At 72.1% G+C, this 22896-nt stretch carries 23 protein-coding genes; 11 read left to right on the forward strand and 12 right to left on the reverse strand.

What is annotated here, in order from left to right; all coding sequences use genetic code 11:
• Nucleotides 1–74: 74 nt before the first annotated feature.
• The gene (locus BX283_RS10220) at nucleotides 75–1493 is read right to left on the reverse strand and encodes a hypothetical protein (protein ID WP_101387314.1); all 1419 of its coding nucleotides are present in this window, start codon (nucleotides 1491–1493) and stop codon (nucleotides 75–77) included.
• Between the two features lie 257 nt (nucleotides 1494–1750).
• A complete protein-coding gene (locus BX283_RS10225; RefSeq protein WP_101387315.1) occupies nucleotides 1751–2143 on the reverse strand; it encodes an ankyrin repeat domain-containing protein in 393 nt (130 codons plus the stop codon).
• A gap of 321 nt (nucleotides 2144–2464) precedes the next feature.
• Between BX283_RS10225 and BX283_RS10230 the strand changes: the two genes are divergently transcribed.
• Together BX283_RS10230 and BX283_RS10235 are read left to right on the forward strand one after the other, a co-directional pair.
• Nucleotides 2465–2659, forward strand: a complete 195-nt coding sequence (locus BX283_RS10230) for a hypothetical protein (RefSeq protein ID WP_067155558.1) — start codon at nucleotides 2465–2467, stop codon at nucleotides 2657–2659.
• A gap of 37 nt (nucleotides 2660–2696) precedes the next feature.
• On the forward strand, nucleotides 2697–4250 hold the full coding sequence (locus BX283_RS10235) for a hypothetical protein (RefSeq protein WP_101387316.1): 1554 nt from the start codon (nucleotides 2697–2699) through the stop codon (nucleotides 4248–4250).
• Between the two features lie 282 nt (nucleotides 4251–4532).
• On the opposite strand, the gene BX283_RS10240 is transcribed toward BX283_RS10235, so the two are convergent.
• Nucleotides 4533–6029: a PLP-dependent aminotransferase family protein gene (locus BX283_RS10240; RefSeq protein WP_101387317.1), complete on the reverse strand. Its 1497-nt coding sequence runs from the start codon at nucleotides 6027–6029 to the stop codon at nucleotides 4533–4535.
• A gap of 64 nt (nucleotides 6030–6093) precedes the next feature.
• Between BX283_RS10240 and BX283_RS10245 the strand changes: the two genes are divergently transcribed.
• The 4 genes from BX283_RS10245 (at nucleotide 6094) to BX283_RS10260 (ending at nucleotide 9637) form a co-directional block, all read left to right on the forward strand.
• Complete coding sequence (locus BX283_RS10245; RefSeq protein WP_257582423.1) at nucleotides 6094–6837, forward strand: YitT family protein; 744 nt, start codon at nucleotides 6094–6096, stop codon at nucleotides 6835–6837.
• Nucleotides 6834–7598 carry a glycerophosphodiester phosphodiesterase gene (locus tag BX283_RS10250; RefSeq protein WP_101387318.1) on the forward strand — a complete coding sequence of 255 codons (765 nt, stop codon included), beginning with the start codon at nucleotides 6834–6836 and terminating at the stop codon, nucleotides 7596–7598. Before BX283_RS10245 ends, BX283_RS10250 begins: the two co-directional genes overlap by 4 nt.
• 57 nt (nucleotides 7599–7655) lie before the next feature.
• Entirely contained in the window at nucleotides 7656–9008 is a 1353-nt protein-coding gene (locus BX283_RS10255) for an MFS transporter (protein ID WP_101392261.1), read from the forward strand.
• 254 nt (nucleotides 9009–9262) lie between these two features.
• On the forward strand, nucleotides 9263–9637 hold the full coding sequence (locus tag BX283_RS10260) for an RNA polymerase-binding protein RbpA (RefSeq protein WP_067155573.1): 375 nt from the start codon (nucleotides 9263–9265) through the stop codon (nucleotides 9635–9637).
• A 111-nt stretch (nucleotides 9638–9748) separates the two neighbouring features.
• Here BX283_RS10260 and fxsA read toward each other — a convergent pair whose 3' ends face one another.
• The 4 genes from fxsA to BX283_RS10280 form a co-directional block, all read right to left on the reverse strand.
• Entirely contained in the window at nucleotides 9749–10321 is a 573-nt protein-coding gene (gene fxsA / locus BX283_RS10265; protein WP_101387319.1) for an FxsA family membrane protein, read from the reverse strand.
• Between the two features lie 83 nt (nucleotides 10322–10404).
• Nucleotides 10405–11172 (reverse strand): polyprenol monophosphomannose synthase, encoded by a 768-nt coding sequence (locus tag BX283_RS10270; RefSeq protein WP_101387320.1) that lies wholly within the window; start codon nucleotides 11170–11172, stop codon nucleotides 10405–10407.
• Between the two features lie 412 nt (nucleotides 11173–11584).
• On the reverse strand, nucleotides 11585–13264 hold the full coding sequence (locus BX283_RS10275) for an amidohydrolase (RefSeq protein WP_101387321.1): 1680 nt from the start codon (nucleotides 13262–13264) through the stop codon (nucleotides 11585–11587).
• A gap of 9 nt (nucleotides 13265–13273) precedes the next feature.
• The gene (locus tag BX283_RS10280; RefSeq protein WP_067155585.1) at nucleotides 13274–13714 is read right to left on the reverse strand and encodes an Lrp/AsnC family transcriptional regulator; all 441 of its coding nucleotides are present in this window, start codon (nucleotides 13712–13714) and stop codon (nucleotides 13274–13276) included.
• 202 nt (nucleotides 13715–13916) lie between these two features.
• Here BX283_RS10280 and BX283_RS10285 point away from each other — a divergent pair, with 202 nt between their 5' ends.
• Nucleotides 13917–14345: a hypothetical protein gene (locus tag BX283_RS10285; RefSeq protein WP_101387322.1), complete on the forward strand. Its 429-nt coding sequence runs from the start codon at nucleotides 13917–13919 to the stop codon at nucleotides 14343–14345.
• 6 nt (nucleotides 14346–14351) lie between these two features.
• Here the strand turns inward: BX283_RS10285 and BX283_RS10290 are convergent, their stop codons facing one another.
• From BX283_RS10290 to BX283_RS10300, 3 genes are all read right to left on the reverse strand, one after another.
• Nucleotides 14352–15446, reverse strand: a complete 1095-nt coding sequence (locus BX283_RS10290) for a phosphotransferase family protein (RefSeq protein ID WP_101387323.1) — start codon at nucleotides 15444–15446, stop codon at nucleotides 14352–14354.
• Between the two features lie 28 nt (nucleotides 15447–15474).
• Nucleotides 15475–16596: a hypothetical protein gene (locus BX283_RS10295; RefSeq protein WP_101387324.1), complete on the reverse strand. Its 1122-nt coding sequence runs from the start codon at nucleotides 16594–16596 to the stop codon at nucleotides 15475–15477.
• 107 nt (nucleotides 16597–16703) lie between these two features.
• Nucleotides 16704–17876, reverse strand: a complete 1173-nt coding sequence (locus BX283_RS10300) for an acyl-CoA dehydrogenase family protein (protein ID WP_101387325.1) — start codon at nucleotides 17874–17876, stop codon at nucleotides 16704–16706.
• A 359-nt stretch (nucleotides 17877–18235) separates the two neighbouring features.
• Between BX283_RS10300 and BX283_RS10305 the strand changes: the two genes are divergently transcribed.
• The gene (locus BX283_RS10305; RefSeq protein WP_101387326.1) at nucleotides 18236–19471 is read left to right on the forward strand and encodes a glycoside hydrolase family 18 protein; all 1236 of its coding nucleotides are present in this window, start codon (nucleotides 18236–18238) and stop codon (nucleotides 19469–19471) included.
• Nucleotides 19472–19528: 57 nt separating this feature from the next.
• Here the strand turns inward: BX283_RS10305 and BX283_RS10310 are convergent, their stop codons facing one another.
• Complete coding sequence (locus BX283_RS10310; protein WP_101387327.1) at nucleotides 19529–20158, reverse strand: TetR/AcrR family transcriptional regulator; 630 nt, start codon at nucleotides 20156–20158, stop codon at nucleotides 19529–19531.
• A 162-nt stretch (nucleotides 20159–20320) separates the two neighbouring features.
• Here BX283_RS10310 and BX283_RS10315 point away from each other — a divergent pair, with 162 nt between their 5' ends.
• From BX283_RS10315 to BX283_RS10325, 3 genes are read left to right on the forward strand one after another with little or no spacing between them, the layout of a single operon-like run.
• Complete coding sequence (locus BX283_RS10315; protein WP_257584279.1) at nucleotides 20321–20869, forward strand: DUF6230 family protein; 549 nt, start codon at nucleotides 20321–20323, stop codon at nucleotides 20867–20869.
• Entirely contained in the window at nucleotides 20860–21780 is a 921-nt protein-coding gene (locus BX283_RS10320) for a DUF6114 domain-containing protein (protein WP_257582443.1), read from the forward strand. Before BX283_RS10315 ends, BX283_RS10320 begins: the two co-directional genes overlap by 10 nt.
• Nucleotides 21777–22664, forward strand: coding sequence for a hypothetical protein (locus tag BX283_RS10325; RefSeq protein WP_101387328.1), 888 nt, complete (start codon nucleotides 21777–21779; stop codon nucleotides 22662–22664). The genes BX283_RS10320 and BX283_RS10325 overlap by 4 nt, the downstream gene beginning before the upstream one ends.
• Here BX283_RS10325 and BX283_RS39795 read toward each other — a convergent pair.
• Nucleotides 22642–22803, reverse strand: a complete 162-nt coding sequence (locus tag BX283_RS39795; protein ID WP_107503676.1) for an SCO1431 family membrane protein — start codon at nucleotides 22801–22803, stop codon at nucleotides 22642–22644. The genes BX283_RS10325 and BX283_RS39795 overlap by 23 nt on opposite strands.
• Nucleotides 22804–22896: the final 93 nt, after the last annotated feature.

Below are 22896 nucleotides of genomic sequence, written 5' to 3' on the forward strand. Positions count from 1 at the left end.
GAACGTCCCATGAGCTTTTCAGACAGCGTGTCTTTCGGACAGCGCTCCCGGCTCGGTCGGACGCCGCTCGCGACTCATATCGCGGGTGCGTCCGGGCCCATCCGGTTGTGGATGGCGCTCTGTACCTCGGCCTCCTCGGCCGGGTCGTCCGCGAGCCGCCGCAGCCGCTCGGCCACGCGCGCGTCGACGAGCTCGGCGTACTGCGCGGCCACTTCGCGGGTGGTCTCCTCGCAGTCCCACAGGCACTCGACGGCGAAGCCGGTGGCGAAGGAGGGGTCGGTGGCAGCGAGGGCGCGGGCGGTGCGGCCGCGCAGCTCGGAGGAGGCGGTCTCGCGGTAGAGGTGCCTCAGTACGGGGGCGGCGCAGCCGATGCCGAGCCGTCCCGCCCCGTCGACGAGGGGGCGCAGCAGGGGCGCGTCGGGCCCCTCGGAGCGCACGCACTCGCGCAGTGCGCCGAGGACCAGCTGGGCGTCCTCGGCCTCGCCCCGGCAGGCGAGCACGCCCGCGGCAGCGGCGCCGAGCGCGTCGGGCCGGTGCACCCAGCCGCGCGCCCGGTCGACGGCCTCGGGCCCGCACATCCGCTCGAAGGCCTGGACGGCGGCCTCGGCCACCGCTCGGGAGCCGTCGGCGACGGCGGCCTCGATGAGGTCGAGCACGCGGGGGTCGCGTGACTCGGCGAGGTAGTGCAGGCAGGCGCAGCGGGCGCCGTCCGAGCCGGCGCGCGCGGCCTCGACGATCAGCTCGCGGTCGTCGGGCCCGGCCACCGCGCCCAGGCAGCGGGCGGCGGGCAGGGTGAGGTCGGCGCCGCGCTCCAGGCCCTCCTGGGCCCAGTCGAAGACGGCTTGGACGCTCCAGCCGGGACGGGGTCCGGACGGCCGCATCTGTCGCTGCCAGCGGTCGAAGGACCCGGCTTCCTGGGCGGCGCGCACCCGTGCGCCGACGGCGTCCCGGGTGTCCTCGGCCCACAGCCGCCAGGGCCGGGGCTCGAAGGCGTCCCGGACGGTGACGGCCAGTTCGGCGTCGCCCTCGGGGGTGGTGGGGAACCGGGCGAGAACGGGCTCGGCGAGGGCGCGCAGGCCCGCGTCGTCGTCACGCAGGGCGAGCTCGTCCAGGGCCCAGCCCCAGTTGGCGCCCCGCACGGCGTACCGCCGCAGCAGCGACAACGCGTCGCTCCTGCCGTAGGAGGCGAGGTGGCCGAGGACCGCCAGCACCAGACCGGTGCGGTGCTCGTCGGCGTCGAGGACATCCTCGGCGCTGAAGAGGTGGGCCTCGATCTCGTCGAGTCCGCCGTCGAGATCCAGGTAGAGGCGCGCGTAGTACAGGGAGCGGTTCTCCACCTGCCAGTCGCGGCGGGGGTCGCCCAGTACACAGTGGTTGAGGGCCGCCAGGGCTTCTGGGCGCGGGGCGGCGAGCGCGTGCAGGGTGCCGTCGCCGCGGCCCCGCTGCAGCAGGCCGAGCAGCGTACCGCTCGGCGCTATGACCGGATCAAACATGGAAGTAGCCTCACATCAAGCTGTCGACGCAACCGGGATTCGTGCCGTGCCCTAGTAGGCCGCGCGCCAACATGTTCGGCCGTCCGCCGTCTTCCGCTTGCTGTGAGTCATCTTCCTGCCTCTCTTCGTGTCCCCCGATGTAAGGACCCTGCCCCTGATGAAGGGGCTCGTCGTCATGATGACCCAGGCATTTCGCCACCGCGACCACATTTACGAGCCCCTCTCACCAGGTACGCAGGGGGCACCCGGCGCAAACCTCAGCGGTCGCCGAAGAGTGCGATCAGTTCCGTCTTGCCGAACATCCGTGCGGTGTCGAGCGCGGACGGCGTTCCGGCGGAAGGGTCGGCTCCGCCTGCCAGCAGCGCCTTGACGACCGCGTCCTCGCCCTTGAAGACGGCACCCGCGAGCGGGGTCTGACCGCGGTCGTTGGCGCGGTCCGGGTCGGCACCGCGCGCGAGGAGCGCGGAGACCGCCTCCGCGTGCCCGTGATAGGCGGCGAGCATGACGAGCGTGTGGCCCTTGTCATTGGTGAGGTCGGGCGAGACCCCGGCGTCGAGGTACGCGGCGAGCGCCTCCGCCTCTCCCCGGCGTGCCAGATCGAAGATCCTGCCCGCCAGCTCGACCACCTCGGGATCGAGGGCATCGCTCATCGCACGGACCGCCTTTCGCTGCGTACGGCGCTCCTCGGAACGCCTGTGACCTGGCCCGCACGGCACCGGGGCCGTACGAGTGAATCGACAGGGTACTGCCCGTCGGACGACATGGATCGGTCCGGCCGGGGCAAAGCTCACCGCGAGTGACGGCTGCCGGTCCCGCGGCCGCACAGTGTCCCGCCCGCGACCCGGTTCCGTATCCGCCACTCCAGTGAAAATCGGAGAATTTCACCCGATTGCACCTTTTATCACATAGATACTTGCTGTGATCCTGGAAGAACTCATGGTGACTGTCCCCATCAACCAGGAGAACTCCTCATGATCCTGTCCATCTCAGGTGTCGTCCTGCTCGGAATCATCGTCTTCCTCTTCTTCCGGAAAGACGGTCTGAAGGCGTCGCACGCCATGGTCTGCGCCCTCTTCGGCTTCTACCTCGCGGGCACCGCGATCGCCCCGAGCATCAAGGCCGGCGGCCAGAGCCTGGCCAGCCTGCTGGGCGGGATCAAGTTCTGACCTCCCGCAGTCCCGACCACCCCCTCAGGAGACCGACGTGGCCCGGCGACCACTCCCCCGCATTCTGAGCAGCACCAGCGTTCCGATCGCCCGCAGCCGCGAGATCGCGCGCACGGCCGCCGACAGCGCCACCGACGTCCTCCATCCGCTCATCACGATCAGCCGCGGCCTGCGGCTGATCGCCGCCGCCCTGGGCGGCAAGTGGACCGCCACGCCCAAGGAGCGGCGTGGTCCCGCGCTGTTCCTGACGGCGGCCGTGGTCCTGGTGGTCGCGCTCATCCCGTACGGGCCGCTGCTCGCCCTGATCACGGTGATGGCCGCGGCCGCCTGGAAGGGCCGCGAGCGCACCCCCGTCAGGACCGGCCCCGACGAGGCCGAGACCGCCCGCCTCCAGGCGCTCTACGAGGCGCTGGTGCCGTACTTCTCGGTGGCGGAGGACCCCAGCCCGCTCTTCGCCCACGGCGGGGAGTGGGCCGGGGCCTTCAGTGAGTACGAGTTCGACGACGCGGGCCGGGTCACCCGGCTCCTCATCCGCTACCCGGCGTACTTCACGGACGGCGAGCCCGAGGCGCGCGCCCGTATCGAGCAGTTGCTGCACACCAAGTCCGGGCGCGGCCGGGAGTACCGGTTCGAGTGGGACGAGGAGGGCAACCAGCTCGTCATGCGCGTCCTCGACGCACTCTCCACCTCGATCGCCGCCCAGCGCTTCGTGGCGGGCCCAGGCGAGACCGTGCTCGGGTTCACCGACGCCGACGCGGTGCAGCGGACCGTGCCGGTCACCGAGGGCGAGGACGTCCGCGACGCGCCGCCGGTCGTCTGGCGCACCGGCCCCCGCTCCACCGAGCCGCACCTGCTGGCGGTCGGCGAGCCCGGCAGCGGCACCACGACCCTGCTGCGCTCCATCGCCCTCCAGGCGCTCCAGCACGGCGACGTGCTCGTGGTCGAGGGCAGCGGCACCGGCGAGTACGCGTGTCTGACCGGGCGCCGGGGCGTGCTCGCCGTGGAGTGCGGCCTCGCCGGGGCGCTGGCCACCCTGGAGTGGGCCGCGCACGAGACCGAGCGCCGGCTCATCGCCGCCAACCGCGCCCGCCAGGGCGGCCACCCGGCCCCCGACGACATCAAGCGGCCGCTGTGGATCCTCCTCGACCGGCCGAGCGTCTTCGGGCACCTGGCCGCGGCCGACGGACGGCCCGATCCGCAGCAGCTGCTCCAGACCCCGCTGCGGCACGGGCGGGCGGCCGGGGTGACCGTGGTGGTCGCCGAGCAGTTCGACAGCCTGGAGGCACTGACGGAGCCGGTACGCACGCACACCCGCGCGCGCGTGGTGCTCGGCCCCTGCTCCCCGACCCTGGCCGAGTGGGTCCTCGGCGTCCCGCCGCACACCACCCCCACCACCACCGTCCCGCCCGGCCGCGGCTACGCCCGCCTCGGCACCGGGCCCGTGCTGCGCCTCCAGGTCCCGGCGACACCGGACCCGTACGACGACGCGACCAGCGAGCAGCACCGCCAGGCCGTCCTGGACCTGCTCCCGGAGCGAGACCTCCCGGTGGAGGCGACGCCGCCGCAGCAGGCGGTGCCTGCGGAGGGCTGACAGCTGACAGCTGACAGCTGACAGCTGACAGCTGACAGCTGACGGCTGACGGCTGACGGCTGACGGCTGACGGCTGACGGCTGACGGCTGACGGCTGACGGAAAACAGATATCGGCGGGCAGATCGCGAAATCTGTCCGCCGACATCCAATGACTGACATCCGTTAACTGACATCCGTCAGCCGATAGCCAGTGGCTGACATCTGCCAGCCGACATCCGGTAGCTGACATCTGTCAGCCGACATCCGGTAGCTGACATCTGTCAGCCGTCAGCCCCCACCCCTCACGCCACAAACGTCCGCGGCGACTCTCCCCCATTGCTCGCGCCCTTCTCCACCAGGCGGGCCGCCGCGGCGAGCCGGGCCGCGGCCTCCTCGGCGACCGGGCCGCTGACCGTGAAGGGCAGCCGTACGTACCCCTCGAAGGCGCCGTCCACGCCGAACCGGGGGCCGGAGGGCACCCGTACGCCGACCCGTTCGCCCACTTCCGCCAGGCGTGAGCCGGAGATCCCTCCGGTGCGGACCCAGAGGGTGAGCCCGCCCACCGGCACGTCGAACTCCCACTCCGGCAGCTCCCGGCGGACCGCCGCCACCAGCGCGTCGCGGTTCTCGCGTGCCTGGGTGCGGCGCAGGTCGACCGCCTGCTCCCAACCGCCCGTGGCCATCAGCCAGTTGACGGCGAGCTGCTCCAGGACCGGGGTGCCCAGATCGGCGTAGGCGCGGGCGGCGACCAGGGAGCGGATGACGTCGGGGGCCGCGCGTACCCAGCCGATGCGCATGCCCGCCCAGAACGCCTTGCTCGCCGAGCCCACCGTGAGGACGGTCGCGCCCGCCGGGTCGAAGGCGCAGACGGGGCGCGGCATGTCGATGTCCTCGTCCAGCCAGAGCTCGGACATGGTCTCGTCGACGACGAGCACGGTCCCGGCCGAGCGGGCCGCGTCGACCAGGGCGCGGCGCTGGTCCTCGTCGGCCAGCGCCCCCGTCGGGTTGTGGAAGTCGGCGACGACATAGGCGAGCCGGGGCGCCGAGTCGCGCAGCACCTGCCGCCACAGGGGCAGGTCCCAGCCGGTCAGCCCCTCGGCCATGGCGACCGGCACGAGCCGGGCCCCGGCCTCGCGCATCAGCTGGAGGATGTTGGCGTACGAGGGCGACTCGACCGCGATCCGCTCGCCGCGCCCGGCGAAGAGGTGGCAGATGGCGTCGATGGCGCCCATCGCACCGGTGGTGACCATGATCTGCTCGGGCATGGTGGGGATGCCGCGCGCGGTGTACCGCTCGGCGAGCATCTGGCGCAGCGCGGGCAGCCCGGCCGGATAGTCGCCGTGGGTGTGCGCGTACGGCGGCAGCTCCTCCAGGGCGCCCTGGACCGAGCGGGTCAGCCAGGGCTCGGGCGCGGGCAGCGCCGCGCACCCCAGATCGATCATGGAGCCCAGCGACTCGGGCGGCAGCGGCTCCAGGCCGCGCGCGGGCAGCGGGTTGCCCGCGGGGACGGCCGTCCAGCTGCCCGCGCCCCGGCGGGACTCCAGGAAGCCCTCGCCGCGCAGCGCCTCGTAGGCGGCGGCGACCGTGGTGCGGCTGACCGAGAGGGCCATGGCGAGCTCCCGCTCGGCGGGCAGGCGGGCGGCCACCGGCACCCGTCCTTCGAGGACGAGCAGACGGATCCCGTCGGCCAGCGCCCGGTAGGCGGGCGGCTTGCGGGTGCCCGCCGGGCGGGGCTGCTGCTGTGCGTTGAGCTGACGGGCCAGCTGTGCCGGCCCGACCGCCGAGGTCCACTGCGCCATGGAAGTCAGTCCACCTTCCCCGAATTGGCCATGGTTGGGATGGGTTTCCCAGCCACAGAGTGTCATGCGCCGGTCCACTACCACCAGACAGGGGGGCATTCACGTGTCCACGCACCTCACCCGCAGGCTGCTCCAGCTCTACGTCGGCCTGACGCTGTACGGCGTGAGCTCCGCGCTGCTCGTGCGCAGCGGGCTCGGGCTCGAACCGTGGGGGGTGCTGCACCAGGGGATCGCCGAGCGCACCGGCCTGACCATCGGCGTCGTCTCGATCATCGTGGGCGCGCTGGTGCTGCTGCTGTGGATCCCGATCCGGCAGCGGCCGGGCCTGGGCACGGTCTCCAACGTCTTCGCCATCGGCATCGCGATGGACTCCACCCTTGCCCTGGTGCCGGACGTGCACGGGCTCGCCGCCCGGATCCCGGTGCTTGTCGGCGGGATCCTGCTCAACGGCGTGGCGACGGGCCTGTACATCGCGGCGCGGTTCGGCCCCGGCCCGCGCGACGGGCTGATGACCGGGCTGCACCGGCTCACCGGCCGCTCCATCCGGCTGGTGCGCACCTCGATCGAGGTGGCGGTGGTGGTGACCGGGTTCCTGCTCGGCGGCTCGCTGGGCGTCGGCACGGTCGCGTACGCCCTCGCGATCGGCCCGCTCGCCCAGTTCTTCCTGCGCTTCTTCGCCGTCCCGGAGCCGTCGCCCGAGCCGTCACCCGAACCGTCGCCCGAGCCGGAGCGGACGGCCGCCCCGGAAACGGCGCCCGTCGAGCCCGTCACCGGGGCGGCACCGGCACAGGCGATACTGCGCGGGTGACTCGCGTACGCCACCCCTATCTGGACCACCCGACGCCGATCGCCTTCGCCCACCGCGGCGGGGCGGCCGACGGCATCGAGAACACCGCGGCCGCCTTCGGCCGGGCCGCGGCGGCCGGTTTCCGGTACTTCGAGACCGATGTGCACACCACCGTGGACGGCCGTCTGGTCGCCTTCCACGACTCCACCCTGGACCGGGTCACCGACGCCGTGGGGCGGATCGCCGATCTGCCGTGGGCCGAGGTGCGCCAGGCCCGGGTGGCGGGCCGTGAGCCGCTGCCGCTCTTCGAGGAGCTCCTGGAGGCGTTCCCCGACGCGCGCTGGAACGTCGATCTGAAGGCCGAGTCCGCGCTCGTCCCGCTGGTGGAGCTGATCCGCCGGACCGACGCGTGGGACCGGGTGTGCGTGGGCTCGTTCTCGGAGGCCCGGGTGGCCCGGGCCGCGAGGCTGGCGGGCCCGCGCCTGGCCACCTCGTACGGCGTGCGCGGCGTCGCCGCTCTCAGGCTGCGCTCGCTCGGCCTGCCCGTGCCGCTGCGGCGCGGCGCGGTGTGCGCGCAGGTGCCCGAGGCGCAGAACGGGATCCCGGTGGTGGACCGGCGGTTCGTGGAGACCGCGCACGCCCTGGGCCTGCAGGTACACGTATGGACAATCAATGATCCCGATCGGATGACGAAACTCCTGGACCTCGGCGTGGATGGCATCATGACCGATCATCTGGAGACGCTGCGCACGGTACTGACCGACCGGGGAACCGGGTTCTGACACCCGGCGCGCGCCCGAGGAACGAACGAAGGGGCGCGGGGTTTGACCGCCGAGACCATGGGCCGGACCGCCGCACAGGCGGCGCCGGAGGCCGACCGCCGCCGCGAGCAACGCGGCTGGTACTTCTACGACTTCGCGTGCTCGGTCTACTCGACGACCGTCCTGACGGTGTTCCTCGGGCCCTATCTGACGGCCATCGCCAAGGACGCCGCCGACGCGGACGGCTTCGTGCACCCGCTGGGCGTTCCGGTGCGGGCCGGATCCCTCTTCGCGTACGCGGTGTCCGCCTCGGTGGTGCTCGCGGTGGTCCTGATGCCCATGGTGGGCGCCGCGGCGGACCGCACCGGCCGCAAGAAGCCGCTGCTCGCGGCGGCGGCGTACACCGGCGCGGCGGCGACGGCCGGCATGTTCTTCCTCGACGGACACCGCTATCTGCTCGGCGCGGTGCTGCTGATCGTCGCCAATGCCGCGCTGTCGGTCTCGATGGTGCTCTACAACGCCTATCTGCCGCAGATCGCCGGTCCCGAGGAGCGCGACCGCGTCTCCTCGCGCGGCTGGGCCTTCGGCTACACCGCGGGCGCGTTCGTCCTCGTCCTCAATCTGGTCCTCTACTCGGGCCACGACAGCTTCGGGCTCTCCGAGGGCACGGCCGTACGGATCTGTCTGGCCTCGGCGGGGGTCTGGTGGGGCGCCTTCACGCTCGTGCCGCTGCGGCGGCTGCGGGACCGGCACGCGCCCGGCGGGCACGTCCCGGCCGAGGACAAGGTGGGCGCGGGCTGGCGCCAGCTCATCGCGACGCTGCGCGACATGCGCGCGCGTCCGCTGACCCTCGCCTTCCTGCTCGCGTATCTGATCTACAACGACGGCGTGCAGACCGTGATCTCGCAGGCCTCGCTGTACGGCTCCGAGGAGCTCGGCCTCGACCAGAACACGCTGATCGTCGCCGTGCTGCTGGTGCAGGTGCTCGCGGTGGCGGGGGCGCTCGGGATGGGGCGCCTCGCGCAGACGCACGGCGCCAAGCGCACGATCCTCGGCTCGCTGGCGGTGTGGGCGCTGATCCTGGCCACCGGGTACTTCCTGCCCGCCCACTCGCCCGCGCTCTTCTTCGTGCTGGCCGCGGCGATCGGCACGGTCCTGGGCGGCAGCCAGGCGCTGTCGCGGTCGCTTTTCTCACATATGGTGCCGAGCGGCAAGGAGGCCGAGTACTTCTCGGCCTACGAGATGAGCGACCGCGGGCTGAGCTGGCTGGGGCCACTGGTGTTCGGGCTCGCGTATCAGCTGACCGGGAGCTACCGGGATGCGATCATCTCTCTCGTGATCTTCTTCGGCGTCGGCTTCGTGCTGCTCGCCCGGGTCCCGGTGAGGGCCGCCGTGGCGGCCGCCGGAAACCCGGTTCCGGCGCGGATTTAGACGTTGAAGTGAAAGGCCGGTAGTGTACGCCTTTGGCCTGCCAGGCGGACCGTTACTGCGTGCTCAAGTAGTGAAGACGCTGGGTGACATCTGCTGCCAGATGTGACAAACCGGGCACTGGTGGGTACAACAAGGGGCGGCACGACGGCGACACATGACCCACAACGGGAATCTTTACCGCCGACCGGACGTTGACCGGATGACGACGACAGCGACACCTGTCCTGTGGGCGACAAGCCCGGGAGGCACGATTCATGAGTGAGCGAGCTCTTCGCGGCACGCGCCTCGTGGTGACCAGCTACGAGACCGACCGCGGCATCGATCTGGCCCCGCGCCAGGCGGTGGAGTACGCATGCGAGAACGGACATCGATTCGAGATGCCGTTCTCGGTGGAGGCGGACATCCCGCCGGAGTGGGAGTGCAAGGCGTGTGGCGCCATGGCACTCCTGGTGGACGGCGAAGGTCCTGAGGAGAAGAAGGGCAAGCCCGCGCGTACGCACTGGGACATGCTCATGGAGCGACGCACCCGCGAGGAGCTGGAGGAGGTTCTGGCCGAGAGGCTGGAGGTCCTGCGTTCCGGCGCCATGAACATTGCCGTGCATCCGCGCGACAGTCGCAAGTCCGCGTAGGCGCGCAAGCGCTTGGGCGAAAGGCAGAAGAAGAGGGCCGGTCACACCGTTTCGGTGTGACCGGCCCTCTTTTTCGTGCTGCGCCGGGCTCTGGCGGTACGCCTACGGGCCTCAGTGGGTCAGCGGCGGCCGGGGCTCGTCCCGCTGGGGGCGCTCGTCGTGACGGATGACCTCGCCCTGCACCACCTTGCCGTCCGGCTGGTGCATCCGGGCCTGCTGGAAGGCGTCGCCCAGGGTGCCGGGGCGGGCGGTGCGCATCCGCTTCTCCAGCGAGCTCTCCGCGTACCTGCTCAGCGCCTTGCGCACCGGCGGCACCAGGCAGAGCAGCCCCAGGACGTCCGAGAGCAGTCCCGGGACCATCAGGAGCAGACCGCCGAGCATCGTGAAGGTGTTGCCCTCGCTGCCGGGCTGCGGCTGGGCGCCGGGGCCCGCCGCCCCGTACTGCTGCTGCTGGAGCGTCTGCGTGAGGTTCTGGAAGGCCCGGCGCCCGGCCCGCTTGATCACGTATCCGCCGAGCACGGCGCCGCCGACCAGCAGGGCCAGCACGGTGAGTCCCCCGGCGGCGCTCGCCACCGTGATCAGCAGCCATATCTCCGCGAGGAGCCAGGCGGCGATCCCCAGCGGGACGAGGGTGCGCGCACGGGAGCGCTTGGGCGGGGTGGAGGGCGGAATGCCGGTCGTCATGCTCCCAGTGTGCCTGGGAGCATGACAGGACGGCGTAAGGGATCCGTCAGCGGACGGCGAACGCGAGCGCCGCCCGTCCGAGGTCAGGACGGCTTGCGGCCCAGGAGCTTGTTGGCGCGCGAGCCGACGCCCCAGGCGGTGACCCGCCAGAGCGCCTCGACGATGATGTCGTTGCTCATCTTGGAGTCGCCGCGCTCGCGCTCGACGAAGGTGATCGGCACCTCGACCACGTGGTAGCCGGCGGCCACCGCGCGGCGGGCCAGGTCGACCTGGAAGCAGTAGCCCTGCGAGGCCACCTCGTCCAGGCCGAGGCCTTCGAGGGTCTCGCGGCGGAAGGCCCGGAACCCGCCGGTGACGTCGCGGATGTCCACGCCGAGCAGCAGCCGGGAGTACGTGGAGCCGCCGCGGGAGATGAACTCGCGGCTCTTGGGCCAGTTCACCACCCGGCCGCCCGGCACCCAGCGTGAGCCGAGGACCAGGTCGGCGCCCTTGAGCGCGGTGAGCAGCCGGGGCAGCTCCTCGGGCTGGTGGGAGCCGTCCGCGTCCATCTCGACCAGTACGCCGTAGCCCTCGTCGACGCCCCAGCGGAAGCCCGCGAGGTAGGCGGCGCCCAAACCCTCCTTGCCCTTGCGGTGCAGGACGTGGACGTGGTCGTCGTCGGCCGCCAGCTCGTCGGCGAGCTTGCCGGTGCCGTCGGGGCTGTTGTCGTCGGCGATCAGGACGTGCGCCTCGGGGACCGACTCCCTGACGCGGGAGACGATCGGCTTGATGTTCTCCGCCTCGTTGTAGGTCGGGATGATCACCAAGGCTCTGCCGAGCGGGCCGTATCGCCTCTGACCGCCGTCGTTCACTGCTGCCCCTTATTGTCCGTACGCAGGGCACCACCATAGCGAGCGGTCGGGGCACTCCCGCACCGCGAGGTCCCGGGGTGTCGGAATGGGGGCCCGGCGCCCTTCGGGCCGGCTCGGGACCCGCTGGCTGCGGGCTGCCTGGAGCCGTTGTCTACTGAACGTCCGGGCCCCATCCGGGTCGCACCCTCCCCCGAGCTCCCGCGGAGCAGGGGGGACCCCCCGGACGGCAGAAACCTTCTGTCGGCCGGACGTCCTGTGGTGGACCCGGCCGAACCTACCGGCCCCCGGCCGCTCCCTGTCAACAGTCGTTTGACCTGCGGCGTCGAAACGAAACCGCAGGTCAACGAGGAAGATCCGCAGGTGGTGGCGGCGCCGTGAGGGCAGCCTGACGGCCGTACGAAATGTCCCTACGTCACTCGTTCGGCCGGACGAAGACCGTTTGTCCGAACACCACCGTGCGCAGGCAGACCGGCAGCTCCGCCCCGGGGCTGAGGTCCGGCAGTCCGGGCGTGCCCGAGCGCGGGTCGGTCGACCAGCGGGCCACCCGGTCGTCCGGCGCCTGCACCACGAGCTCGTCGGTGCGCCACACCGCGTAGTCGGCGGGCGCGCCCGGCACCAGGGTGCCCGCGTCGTCCCGGCCGATGGCGCGCCAGCCGCCCCGGGTGTGGGCGGTGAAGGCGGCGCGGGCCGAGACGCGGTGCTCGGGGGTCCGGTGGAAGGCGGCCGCGCGGACCGTGCCCCACGGGTCGAGCGGGGTGACCGGCGAGTCCGAGCCGAAGGCGAGCGGCACCCCGGCGCGCAGCAGGGCCGCGTACGGGTTCAGGGTGCGGGCCCGCTCGGCGCCGAGCCGCTCGGCGTACATGCCGTCCTCGCCGCCCCACAGCGCGTCGAACGCGGGCTGCACGGAGGCGGTGAGGCCGAGCTCGGCGAAGGCGGCGATGGTCTCGGGGGTGAGCATCTCGGCGTGCTCGACGCGGTGCCGGGCGGCGCGGATGCGGGCCAGGCCCACCTTGGCGGCGGCGGCCCGGACGCCCTCGACGACGGCGGTGACGGCGGCGTCCCCGATGGCGTGGAACCCGGCCTGGAGCCCGGCCTCGGTGCAGGCGGCCACATGGGCGGCGACGTCGGCCGCGTCCAGATGGCCGGTGCCGGTGTGCGGGGCGTCGGCGTAGGGCTCGTGCAGACAGGCGGTGTGCGAGCCGAGGGCGCCGTCGACGAAGAGGTCCCCGGCCGCGCCGAGCGCGCCGAGTTCGCGGATGCGATCGGCGTCCTTGGGGCCGGTGACGCGCTCGGCCCAGTAGCCGAAGACGCGCGGGCCGGACTCCTCGCGGGCCAGTTTCAGGAGCGAGGTGAAGTCGTCCTCGTCGGAGATCTCGGGGCCGCCGCACTCGTGGAGGGTGCCGATGCCGAGGGAGGCCGCGCGGTGCAGCGCGGCCCGCTGGGCCTCCTCGCGCTGGCGCGGGGTGATCGCCGCGTGGGCCGCGGCCCGGACCGCGTGGTGGGCGGCGGCGGTCAGCGGGGCGTCCGGGTGGTAGCCGTCGAGCCCGGTGACGCCCGGGATCCGGTCGAGCAGCGCGGTGGTGGCGACGGCCGAGTGGACGTCGATGCGTGGCAGGTAGAGCGGGCGGCCGCCGGTGGCCTCGTCGAGCTCGGCGCGGGTCGGCGGGGTCCGCTCGGGCCAGCGCGCGGAGTCCCAGCCATGGCCGAGCAGCACGTCGTCGTCGGGGCGGGACGCGGCGTACGCCCGTACCGCCGCCAGGGCCTCGGCGCGGCTGCCCGCGGACGACAGATCGAGGCCGGTGAGCGCCAGGCCGGTGGCCGTGGTGTGCACATGCGCATCGGTGAACGCCGGGGTGACCAGGGCCCCTTCGAGGTCGACCACCTCGTCGACGCCGGACGCGAAGGCGTCGGCCGCGCCCTCGGAGCCGACCCAGGCGACGTGTCCGCGCTCGACGACCATCGCCGTGGCGAACGGGTCGGCGGGGCTGTGGACCTCGCCGCCGCGCAGCAGCACGGTGCGGTGGTCGGGCTCGCCCGTGGACAGCGGGGCGACGGTTCGGGCCGGCAGGGCGGCGGCGCTCTCGGAACTCATGGGAACAGCCTAGATACGCGGCGGACGTGCCTCGTACGGGGTCGAGAGAACGACGGTCGTCCGGGTGGAGACGCCGGCCAGCGAGCGGATACGCGTCAGCAGGTGCTCCAGCTCCAGGGGCGTGGCCACACGCACCTTGAGGATGTAGTTCTCGTCGCCCGCCACGCTGTGGCACGCCTCTATCTCCGGCACGTCGGCCAGCCGCTCGGCGATGTCGTCGGGGGCGCTCGGGTCGAAGGGCTTGACCGAGATGAACGCGGTCAGCGGCAGCCCCACCGCCTCGGGGTCCACGACGGCGACATAGCCGCGGATGACTCCGCGCTGCTCCAGCCGGCGTACCCGCTGGTGCACCGCCGAGGTGGACAGGCCCGTGGCCTTGCCCAGGTCGGTGTAGCTCATCCGCCCGTCCTTGACGAGCAGATCCACGATCTGACGGTCCAGCTCCTCCATGCGGATCAACCTATTCCCACAGGTCCCCTCCGGCACAGTCGGCGGCAACCGGAAGGGGCACCTGCGGGCGGCATGTGACGAAGACCACAGCCTTGTCGGGGCGCTCGGGGGCACGGCGCGGTTACGGGCGGGTCTTGGCGGGAATTGCTTGCTGTGGTCGCGGCGACGGCGCCTTGCCGGCCCACCCGAGGGGGAGAACCCAATGCAGAACATCAAGCGTGGCGGACGTGTGTCGAATGAACGCACCGATCCGGAGCCCGTCGATCCCACCGTCGAGGACGAGCTCGACGACGAGATCGCGGCGGACGCCTACGACACCTTCGAGATGTACCGGGTGATCTGCCCGGACTGCGCCCAGCCGATCGCGCTGCTCGCGGACGAGACGGTGCTGCCGGAGCACGCGCTGTGCCCGAGCCCGTGGAACCCGTTCGTCCTCACGGTGTGCGCCGGGACCGGCCGTCCGGCCTCGCAGAGCAGGCCCGCGGACACCTCAAGGGACCTCCAGGAGCAGGACACCGCGCTGCTCCTGACGCTCCCCCAGGGCCTCGACTGGCGGACGCAGCCCTTCTCGCACGTCGGCGGTCCGGGCTCGCGTCCGATGCGGGTGCCGCGCATGCGGCGCGCGGCCTAGACCGCGTCAACTCCAGTACGTCCCCCGCACCATCGCCTCCAGGCTGCCCCGGTGCAGGATCAGCGCGTCCGGGTCCTCGGGGACCCGGACCTCGCCGAAGTGCAGCTGCCGGTAGGCGATCCTGAGCATCACCACCGCGTGCCGCAGGGCGGCGTAGAGCGTGTGGAACTCCATGGCGCGCGGCACGTGCCCGGTCAACTCGGCATAGCGCGCCTCGATGTGGTCGCGCCGCAGGAAGGCGGGCAGGCCCGGTTGGCCGAAACTCACCGTCAGATCCTGGAAGAAGCGGTGCAGATAGACGGTCCAGCCGAGGTCGAGTTCGCGCGGGCCCAGCGCGGCCATCTCCCAGTCGAGGACCGCGGCGGGCTCGAAGCCGTCGTAGACGATGTTGCCGATCCGGGCGTCGCCCCAGCAGAGCACCGCCGGGCCTTCGTCGGCGGGCCAGTGCGCGTCGAGCCAGTCGAACGCGGACTCGATGAGCGGCGAGCGCGGCAGCCCGTCCACCACCCAGTCGTAGTAGGCCCGTTGGGACTCCACATGGCGCCGCAGGGGTGAGCCCTCACCCTCGGGCAGCAGGAAGGCGGCCTCCTCGGGCGGGAACCCGTCGTGCAGCCGGGCGAGCACCGCGACCGTGGCGTCCTGAAGACGCGCCCGCTCGGCGTCACTGGCGGAGTGCAGCCAGTTCCCCTCGTACGTATAGGGCATGACGTCGGGCGGTACGCGCCCCTCGGCGCGCTCCATCACGAAGAACGGGGCGCCGAGCGCGGTGGGGTCCTCTTCCAGCCAGAGCACCCGGGGCACCGGGACGTCGGTGTGCTCGGCGACCAGGCGCATCACCCGGTGCTGGCGAGCCATGTCGTAGACCGGGAAGACGGAGTACGCGGCGGGGTCGGCGGCGAGGCGCAGAGCGCAGGCGCGCACTGGCGCGTCCGGGTGGTCGAGGACGAAGAGCAGGGTCTCGCTGGACATGCCGTTGGAGGCCGGGACCTCGACGCCGGTGACGCGGGCGCCGGGCAGCCGTGCGTCGAGCCAGCCGGTGAGCCTGCGGCCGAGTTCCTGGGGGTCGCGCGTGGTGGTGCGGGGGCGTGGTGCCGTGGCCATGGGTATCCCTTCTCGGGGCACGGAGGGGTCAGGGCGCGACGGAGGTGTGGTCGGCGAACCCGCTGGGGTCGTGGCGGCCGAAGCTGCCGTGCTCGAAGATCCCGTACCCGGTGCGCCCGTCGAGCGTGAAGCGGGCGGCGTGGTCGGTGACGCCGTAGGCGGCCATCGGGTGGGCGGCCGGGTCGGAGAGGTCGTAGGCGCGGCGGTCGGTCCAGGCCCGGCCCTGCCAGGTGCCGTGCTGCCAGTCGTCGGCGGGCGGATAGCCCGCGCCGACGGCCAGCGGCGAGGAGGTGAGCACCTCGACGCCGAGTTCGAGGGGCTTGCGGGCGGCGTCGGTGAGGTGGACGACGGCGCGTTCGGGGTGACGGGTGCCGGACCGGTAGCTGATGTCGGCCTGCGGCCAGCCCAGTTGGGCGTCGGGGTGGCCGTCCCGTACGAGCACGGCCTCGTTGAGGGTGCGGTAGCCGTCGGCGTCCTCCTGGGCGATCACCATCAGGAAGCGGTCGTCGAAGCGGACCGGCGCCCAGAGCCAGTGGAACCCCTCGGGCCGGTGCTCATCGGCGCGCCCGTCGCTCTCGCCGGGGATCGGCCGCACCCCCCAGCTGCGGTCCCGGGTGCCGGTCCACTCCCCCGCCGTGACGGGTATCTCCTCGCCCGCGACCCGGATGGCGCCGGTGCAGCGGCCCGCCTGGACGAAGCGGCGGCCCTCCAGGGTGAGGCGGTCGCCCCGGCGCTGGACGTGGTGCGGCTCCCAGACGGCCGGGAAGTCGGCCTGCCAGGTGATCTCGTACGAGAGCGAGCCGGGGTCGGCCGGGTCGGGGGCGCAGTGCAAGGTGAGGCGGCGCAGCGGCTCGTCGACGGTGATGCGCAGCGGTCCCACCGAGAGGTTCATGCGGTCGTCGGTGAGCGCGTCGCTGGCCCGGACGGCGTGCAGCCGATCGCCGAGCCGCAGGGTGGCGTAGGCGTCGATGACCCCGGTGTTGGGGTAGACGCCGAGCCCCGCGATCAGCAGCGCGCGGCCGTGGTGGTCGAAGACGTGGAAGATGCAGCGGTCGTAGGCGTTGCGGTCGCCGGTGGCGACGTGTTTCAGGGAGAGGGGGACCTGGTGGATCGGGTATTCGTCGAGTGCGATCGGACGGTCCTGGGACACGGCAACCTCCTGGACGACAGGGAAGTTGACGGTACGTCAGATGCCGTGAAAAACAAGCCCCCGGAGCCGGGGTGCGTGGATCCGCACACCCCGGCGCACAGGGGGCGTCAGCGGGTCTCGGGGCCGGCCAGGTGGCGGGCGACGACCATCCGCTGGATCTGGTTGGTGCCCTCGACGATCTGGAGGACCTTGGCCTCGCGCATCAGGCGCTCGACCGGGAAGTCGGCGGTGTAGCCGTAGCCGCCGAGCACCTGGACCGCGTCGGTGGTGACCTTCATCGCCGCGTCCGTGCAGAACAGCTTCGCCATCGCGGCCTCCTTGGAGAAGGGCCGTCCGGCGTCCCGCAGCCGCGCGGCCGACAGGTACAGCGCCCGGCCCGCCTCGATCTGGGTGGCCATGTCCGCCAGCATGAACCGCAGGCCCTGGAAGTCCGCGATCGGCCGGCCGAACTGCTGTCTCCCGGTCGCGTACGCCACCGCCTCGTCCAGGGCGGCCTGGGCGACGCCGATGGCGCAGGCGGCGATCCCGAGGCGGCCGGAGTCCAGGGCGGACAGCGCGATCGCGAAGCCCTGGCCCTCCTCGCCGATGCGACGGCTGTCAGGCACCCGGACCCCGTCGAAGTGCAGCTGGGCGGTGGGCGAGCCCTTCATGCCCATCTTCTTCTCGGGCGCGGCCGCGCTCAGCCCCTCGGCGTCACCGGGGACCAGGAAGGCCGTGATGCCCCGGGCGCCCTCGGCGCCGGTGCGGGCGAGGACGGTGTAGAAGTCGGCGATCCCGCCGTGGGTGATCCAGGCCTTGGTGCCGGTGATCACCCAGTGGTCGCCGTCTCTGACGGCCTTCGTCCGCAGCGAGGCCGCGTCGGAGCCCGAGGCGGGCTCGGAGAGGCAGTACGCGCCGAGCAGACCGCCGCCGAGCATGGCGGGCAGATGGTCGGCCTGCTGCTGCTTGGTGCCGTAGCCCGCCAGGGCGTGGCAGGCCAGCGAGTGGACGCTGACGCCGAGGCCGACCGTGAGGCGGGCGGCGGCGAGCTCTTCGAGGACCTGGAGGTACACCTCGTACGGCTGGTCCCCGCCGCCGAACTCGGAGTCGTACGGAAGGCCGAGCAGCCCGGACTCGGACAGCAGGGAGAAGACCTCGCGCGGAAAGTGTCCGGCGTCCTCCTGCTCGGCGGCATGAGGAGCGATCTCCCGCTGGACGATGTCGCGTACGAGCGCAACGAGGTCCCGGGCCTCCTCGGTGGGCAGCTGTCGGTCCACCGGCTGCGGGGCGCGGTCGGGCATGGCGGCGCTCTCCTCCCTGTCGGGCGCTTCGGCGGACGCGCGCGCAGGGTGTGGCGGCGCCGCCGGTGACTCTGCTGGACAGCCGATGCCTACCCTCCCGGATCACGGAAGCTGCAGGCTGGTGGCTGTGGCGCTGTGAGTATGCCCGATCGGACGCGTCCCGTCACGGGGTCCAAGATCACGTTTAGGCCAGGGCCGTTCGGGGCGCGGACGTGCGGCGCCGGGCGGGAATGGGCGCTTCCGGAGTTGGTCCAAACCATTGACGAAGTGGTCTAGTCCTTCTAGCGTCTGGGCGAACGCGTTACCGCGTTCATGCCAAGCACCCGTGAACGGCTCCCCTCCCCCACGAGGAGATCACGATGCTCAGACCACCTCGCGTGCGCGCCCTGCTCGCCGCCGCCTGTACCGCCGCACTCGGCGTCACCCTGCTCGCCGGGACCGACAGCGCCACCGCCTCGCCCGAACCCGCCGCCGCCCGGGCCCCGTTGGCGGCCGGGTCCAAGGTCGTCGGGTACTTCACCGACTGGGGCGTCTACCAGCGCAACTACCACGTCAAGAACATCGAGACCTCGGGCTCGGCCGCCAGACTGACCCATATCAACTACGCGTTCGGCAACGTCACCGGCGGCAAGTGCACCATCGGGGACGCCTACGCCGACTACCAGAAGACCTATGACGCGGCCTCCAGCGTCGACGGCACGGCCGACAAGTGGGACCAGCCGGTCGCGGGCAGCTTCAACCAGCTGCGCGAGCTGAAGAAGAAGCACCCCGGGCTCAAGGTCCTCTGGTCGTTCGGCGGCTGGACCTGGTCGGGCGGGTTCGGGGAGGCCGCCAAGAACCCGGCGGCGTTCGCCAGCTCCTGCTACAGCCTGGTGGAGGACCCGCGCTGGGCCGACGTCTTCGACGGCATCGACATCGACTGGGAGTACCCCAACGCCTGCGGGCTCTCCTGCGACACCAGCGGGCGGGCGGCCTTCAAGAACGTGATGGCCGCGCTGCGGGCCAAGTTCGGCTCCGCCGACCTGGTCACCGCCGCGATCACCGCCGACGCCTCGGCGGGCGGCAAGATCGAGAAGGCCGACTACGCGGGCGCGGCCCAGTACGTCGACTGGTACAACCCGATGACGTACGACTTCTTCGGCGCCTGGGCGGCGCAGGGCCCCACGGCCCCGCACTCCCCGCTGACCTCCTACAGCGGCATCCCCACCCAGGGCTTCCACACGGACGCGGCCATCCAGAAGCTGAAGGGCCTCGGCATCCCCGCGAACAAGCTGCTGCTCGGCATCGGCTTCTACGGGCGCGGCTGGACCGGAGTGACCCAGAAGGCGCCCGGCGGCACCGCCACCGGCCCGGCCTCCGGCACGTACGAACAGGGCATCGACGACTACAAGGTACTCAAGACCAAGTGCCCGGCCAACGGCACGGTCGCGGGCACGGCGTACGCGTACTGCGGGAACAACTGGTGGAGCTACGACACCCCGTCCACCATCGCCGGGAAGATGGCCTACAAGAACAACCAGGGCCTCGGCGGCACCTTCTTCTGGGAGCTGAGCGGCGACACCTCCAACGGTGAGCTGGTCAAGTCCATCAAGTAGCCCGGGAGCGGGGCGGGGAGGGGCGGCCGGCCGTGTGGCCCGGCCGCCCCTCCTGCGTCACGCTCCGGGCGGGGGCGAGGGGCAGGCCGGCTCGAACTCGCCGATGGTGTCCATGGTCTGCCGCAGCATCCGCACCAGCAGATCGCGTACGGTCGCACGCTCCGGCTCCAGCGTCCCCAGCCACTCCAGGGTCACGCTCTCCACACAGCCCATCCAGCCGAGCAGTGCGAGCCGGGCGAGCACCGGAATATCCCGCCGGCCGTAGGCGCCCTCCGCGATGGTGGCGATCAGCTCCTCGCGGACGGCGTCGCGTATCGCCTGCACCTGGGTGTCGAAGCCGACGCCGCCGGTCACGATGGTCCGGTAGGCCGCCTGGTGGTGCTGGGCGTACAGCAGATACCCCTCCATCGTGCGGTGGACGCGGTCGGCGCGCGGCAGCTCGGTGTCGCTCCCGGCCCGGGCGACCAGATCGGCCACCGAGTCCTCGACGATGGCCAGGTAGTAGCCGCGTTTGCTCTTGAAGTAGTAGTAGATGAGGCCCTTGGCGACCCCGGCGTGCTTGGCGATGTCGTCCATCGACAAGGCGTCGTACGACGTGTCGGCGAACAACTTCCGCCCCGTCGCGATGAGTTCGGAGCGACGCACCTGGGATTTCTCGGTCGCGCCTCGCTGTTGACTATTATTCAAATTAAGCCCTAGTCTCCAACTGCCACAGGATCTCCGCAGTATGGCAGACCTGCACACGCACTCCCCCTGCACCGCTCGGACGTACGGGAGGAACAAGTGAGCGCAGACAGGCGGCCGTTGGCCGAGGGAAGAACCGCCTGGAAGAAGGCGGCGCTGGTGGCGATGCCGGCGGTCCTCGCCGTCGGGGTCATGGCCAATGTGATGGCCGAGGGCGCGCTGGCCGCCTCCTTCGCCGTCTCGGGCACCAGCTTCCAGGTCTCCTCGGGGAAGCTGACGAGCCAGGGCCTCGCCTCCTATGTGCAGACCGACAAGTCCGTGGACGGCAAGGGCCATCCGGTCGCCCTGCTCGGCATCGGGGACGCCCGGCTCAGCGACATCTGCCAGTCCGCGCAGGTGAAGACGCCGGTCGGCACGGTCGTGTTCAAGCTGACGGCGGGCGGCGACGCGGGCGAGGTCACCGCGAGCAATCTGGTCATCGACGGCGAGGACCTGGTCGGGGACGCCCGGTTCGGCACCGCCGAGATCGGCCGGGACGCCTCCACGCTCGACCAGGTGCCGGGAGTCCACGGCGAGAAGGGCAAGTTCGGCCTCCAGGCCGGGGACATCGAGGTCGCCGGGGTGCGCTCGCACGCCTGGTCGGCGACCGGCGGCAACTTCCGGCTGAAGGGCATGCGGGTCGATGTGAGCATCGGCGGCAAGAAGTGCTTCTGAGCGAGGGGTGGCTCGACAGGCGCCTCCCGCTGCCGGACGCCCGCCGGGCCGCCCGGCGCTGGCGCCGCACCCGCCCCTTCTGGGCCGGACTGCTCCTGGTCCTGGGCGGCGCGGAGCTGCTGCTCGTCCCGCTCTCCCCGCTGACGATCCTGGTCAGCCTGGGGCTCGGCGGGATCGCGGCCATCGGGATCGGGCTGGCTCTGATCGTCGCCGGGCTCTTCCTGTGGTTCCTGCCGCACACCCGCCACTACGTCTCGATCAACGCGCTGCTCCTGTCGGTTCTCTCGTTCGTCGCGACCAATCTGGGCGGCTTCCTCGTCGGCATGGGCCTGGGCATCGCGGGCAGCGCCATGGGATTCGCCTGGACACCGGCGCGCGAACCGGAACCCGGGCTCGCCGAGCTGCGGGACGGACGCGGCACACGCACGCTCGCGGCCGCGCTGCCGGTCGCGCTGCTGCTGGGTCTCGGCGGGTCGGCGGAACGGGCCCCGGCGACGGGCGCCGTCGAGGTGCCGCGCGTCCCGCCGACCGTCACCACCACCCTCTTCGCACCCAACGGCTTCCTGCTCGCCGGGGTGCGCACAGTGCCCAGCGCGGGCGGACCGGTGAAGGTGATGGTCCTCAAGATGGCCTCCGCCTCGCTCACCGACTACCGGCTGCGCACCCGTGACGGCCACGACGAACTCGCCCTGGCAGCCGACACATTGGACCTCAGCGGCCATGTGACGCTCTACCTCACCAAGTTCAGCGGCTGCCTGGAGGGCATCCTCTGCCTGACCTTCACCCCGGACCGGCTGCCGGTGCCGCCGGTCGTCCCGCCCTTCGTCTTCATGACCCAGGTCAGCGCCGAACAGGCGCTGGTCACCTCGGACTCGATCGTGGCGGGCGGACTGAAGCTGGAGGCCTCGTGATCCAGATCCAGGCCGCGCTGTTCTGGGCGTACGCGACGGGCGCGACCTTCGCCGTCTCGGCCGGGCGCCAGCTCCAGTGGTGGGAGCGCTCGGTGTACGGGGAGGGGGTCCGCACCCGCAGCCGCGCCGCCAACCCCTATCTGGCGCTCACCCTGCTGTACGCGGCGGTGCTGCTCGCGCCGACCGGCCTGTTCATGCTGTGGCGCAACCCGTCCTGGGCGACCATGCAGGTGGCCCGGGACCACGACGGCGTCTGGGCCGGTTTCGTGCTCTTCTATGCGGGCGGCATCGTCGCCGCCGCGCTGCTCGGCTTCCTGGCCGCCCAGCTCCTGGTACTGGTCGGCGCGGGGTACTGGGCCTACCTCCAGAGCGTCGGCGGCCACTTCCTGCTGTTCGGGACGCTCATCCACGGCTGGGACGGCAACGGCTACCGACGGACCCTGACCACCAGCGCCAAGGCCTACCGGGAGTGGTCGCAGGACAGTGTGGTCAACAACGTGCTGCACTTCCTGACCTCGGGCACGTTCCTCGCCCTGCTCGTCCTCGGCTCGGCCGTGCTCGGCACGCTGTTCCTGACCGAGATCGGCTGGCTGGTGGAGGGGTGGCAGCTGCCGGGCGCCGACGAGGAGCGCAAGGTGCCCCGTCCGGTCGCGGTCGCCATCGCGGCGGCCGGGGTGTACGGGCTGCCGTTCACCGGGGCCCTGGGCGCGAGCCTGCTCGTGCGCCTGGCGGGGTGGCTGCTGGGGCTCGCCGCCTTCGCGGTCCTGGCGGGGGTGGTGCTGCTGACCCGGCGCTCGCCGGTGCGGTGGCTCTACGGCCTTGTGGGCGTCCCGGGCCGGCACTGGAAGGCCGACCTGGAGGTCACAGCAGCCCGGTCTGCGTGACCAGCATCGCCAGCACCACCACGAGGGTCCAGCCCAGGAAGTGCTCCAGGATCTTGGGGCCGTCGTCGGGGCCGCCGGTGCGGGCGCGCAGCTCTGCCAGGGCGCGCGGGTCGTCGGCGGTGGTGGCGTGCAGGGTCATGGCAACTCACTCGGTCGTCTGGCGGTGGACGGTCCCCCCGGGTGCCATTTCAGAGTGCCAGTGGATGCGGCCCCGGAGGGAGAGACGTTGGTC

The organism is Streptomyces sp. TLI_146, from assembly GCF_002846415.1.
Taxonomy (GTDB): Bacteria; Actinomycetota; Actinomycetes; order Streptomycetales; family Streptomycetaceae; genus Streptomyces.

Coding starts and splice junctions, on each gene's coding strand:
- BX283_RS10220 (WP_101387314.1), bottom strand. CDS start 1,493: ATGTTTGATCCGGTCATAGCGCCGAGCGGTACGCTGCTCGGCCTGCTG.
- BX283_RS10225 (WP_101387315.1), bottom strand. CDS start 2,143: ATGAGCGATGCCCTCGATCCCGAGGTGGTCGAGCTGGCGGGCAGGATC.
- BX283_RS10230 (WP_067155558.1), top strand. CDS start 2,465: ATGATCCTGTCCATCTCAGGTGTCGTCCTGCTCGGAATCATCGTCTTC.
- BX283_RS10240 (WP_101387317.1), bottom strand. CDS start 6,029: ATGGCGCAGTGGACCTCGGCGGTCGGGCCGGCACAGCTGGCCCGTCAG.
- BX283_RS10245 (WP_257582423.1), top strand. CDS start 6,094: ATGCGCCGGTCCACTACCACCAGACAGGGGGGCATTCACGTGTCCACG.
- BX283_RS10255 (WP_101392261.1), top strand. CDS start 7,656: ATGGGCCGGACCGCCGCACAGGCGGCGCCGGAGGCCGACCGCCGCCGC.
- BX283_RS10260 (WP_067155573.1), top strand. CDS start 9,263: ATGAGTGAGCGAGCTCTTCGCGGCACGCGCCTCGTGGTGACCAGCTAC.
- fxsA (WP_101387319.1), bottom strand. CDS start 10,321: ATGACGACCGGCATTCCGCCCTCCACCCCGCCCAAGCGCTCCCGTGCG.
- BX283_RS10275 (WP_101387321.1), bottom strand. CDS start 13,264: ATGAGTTCCGAGAGCGCCGCCGCCCTGCCGGCCCGAACCGTCGCCCCG.
- BX283_RS10280 (WP_067155585.1), bottom strand. CDS start 13,714: ATGGAGGAGCTGGACCGTCAGATCGTGGATCTGCTCGTCAAGGACGGG.
- BX283_RS10285 (WP_101387322.1), top strand. CDS start 13,917: ATGCAGAACATCAAGCGTGGCGGACGTGTGTCGAATGAACGCACCGAT.
- BX283_RS10290 (WP_101387323.1), bottom strand. CDS start 15,446: ATGGCCACGGCACCACGCCCCCGCACCACCACGCGCGACCCCCAGGAA.
- BX283_RS10300 (WP_101387325.1), bottom strand. CDS start 17,876: ATGCCCGACCGCGCCCCGCAGCCGGTGGACCGACAGCTGCCCACCGAG.
- BX283_RS10305 (WP_101387326.1), top strand. CDS start 18,236: ATGCTCAGACCACCTCGCGTGCGCGCCCTGCTCGCCGCCGCCTGTACC.
- BX283_RS10315 (WP_257584279.1), top strand. CDS start 20,321: ATGCCGGCGGTCCTCGCCGTCGGGGTCATGGCCAATGTGATGGCCGAG.
- BX283_RS39795 (WP_107503676.1), bottom strand. CDS start 22,803: ATGACCCTGCACGCCACCACCGCCGACGACCCGCGCGCCCTGGCAGAG.